1 protein-coding gene is annotated in these 1793 nt (G+C 47.6%); it reads left to right on the forward strand.

What is annotated here, in order from left to right; genetic code table 11:
* Positions 1-404: 404 nt before the first annotated feature.
* Positions 405-1793, forward strand: a 1389-nt coding sequence (gene ltrA, locus BEN26_RS13765) for a group II intron reverse transcriptase/maturase (RefSeq protein ID WP_181482307.1), incomplete at its 3' end; no start/stop codon positions are given.

Below are 1793 nucleotides of genomic sequence, written 5' to 3' on the forward strand. Positions count from 1 at the left end.
TAGTGCGCCACGCATGGCGATTAACTAGACGGTGAAAGTCCGTTATGGGGGTATGTAGCAACCAACCATTAGCCTAAGGCAAGGGTGTCCATCGTGAGGTGGAATCTGAAGGAAGCCGGCGGCAAAGTTCTGACCCGAGGAACACGAACAGTATAAGGCGCAAAACGTGGGGTAAGACTGCTAAACAAGTCAAAGCCCTAAAGCTACACGGACACGTCAGCGTAGATGCTGCGGGTACATGGAACGAAAGTGAATCGTCTTACCGTGGGAGGCCTCACGGACGGGTGGAAACAGAGTAAGAAACCCGGTTGAAACAAGATTTATCGTGAGGAGTCAGCAGAAGCCATAGTACAGAGGTGTTCTAGACACCGAAGGAAGGGCCGAACCAAAGGAGGTGTGGGTCAATGAAAGTTACTGAAAGTGGTAATTCAAAACACAGACAACTTCAATTGGAAGACTATCTGCAAAGGGTATCTGCGGAACAGAGAGAGTATGCAGAAGTGTGCGCGCCACCAAAGATGACCGAAACCGACAACACCAACACAAACAAGCAGACAGAGAGACTGATGGAGAAAATCCTCAGCGCCGAAAACCTCAATCGAGCCTATAAACAAGTGAAAAGGAATAAAGGTGCAGGTGGAATTGACGGCATGCAGGTGGATGAACTTCTACCCTTCCTGAAAGAACACAAGGACGAACTCCTGAAATCCCTCTGGGACGGAAAATACCGTCCAAAACCCGTGCGGCGGGTTGAAATACCCAAAGAGAACGGAAAGACCAGAAAACTAGGAATACCGACCGTTGTGGACAGGTTAATCCAACAAGCGATAACTCAAGTGCTGTCACCCATTTTCGAGAAGCAGTTTTCAGACAACAGCTACGGCTTCCGACCGAAGCGAAGCGCACATGATGCCCTGCGGAGATGCCAAGCTCATATAACAGACGGTTATAAATACGTAGTCGATATGGACTTGGAAAAGTATTTCGATACGGTAAACCAAAGCAAGCTGATTCAGATTTTGTCGGAGACGATAAAAGATGGGCGGGTCATATCGCTAATCCATAAATTTCTGAAAGCAGGAGTTATGATTGGCGGAATGTTTGAAGAAAGTCCAGAGGGGGTACCACAGGGTGGCCCTCTAAGCCCCTTACTTGGCAACATTATGCTCAACGAATGCGACCACGAGCTGGAAAAGCGGGGACACCGCTTTGTACGCTATGCAGATGACATGATGATTTTCTGCAAAAGCAAGAAAGCGGCAAAGCGAACGCTCGACCACATCCTCCCATATATTGAGGGAAGGTTATTCCTGAGAGTTAACAGGGAGAAAACGAAGGTATCGCATGTAAATTACGTCAAGTATCTGGGATATAGTTTCTACATCTACAGAGGAGAAGGGCGGTTAAGAATCCATCCCAAAAGCATTCAGAAACTTAAGGACAAAATCCGGGAAGTTACTGGGCGCAGCAACGGAATGGGAATCGAAGAACGAAGAACCAAACTCAATCAAGTAGTGCGAGGCTGGACAAATTACTTCAAACTGGCGGATGCAAAGAATCTGCTCAGTAGTTTAGATGAGTGGCTGAGAAGTCGCATACGAATGGTGACCTGGAAACGATGGAAACGAATCCGGACACGCTTTGAAAACCTCAAGAAGGCAGGCGTGAGTGAGGAGCAAGCGTGGATGTGGGCGAATACAAGAAAAGGCTATTGGCGTACTGCTCATAGCCCTATCTTGACAAAAGCCCTATCTAACGAGCGATTTAAGCGAGCTGGATATCTAAGTTTTAGC

Source organism: Tepidibacillus sp. HK-1 (genome assembly GCF_001748485.2).
GTDB lineage: Bacteria > Bacillota > Bacilli > Tepidibacillales > Tepidibacillaceae > Tepidibacillus_B > Tepidibacillus_B infernus.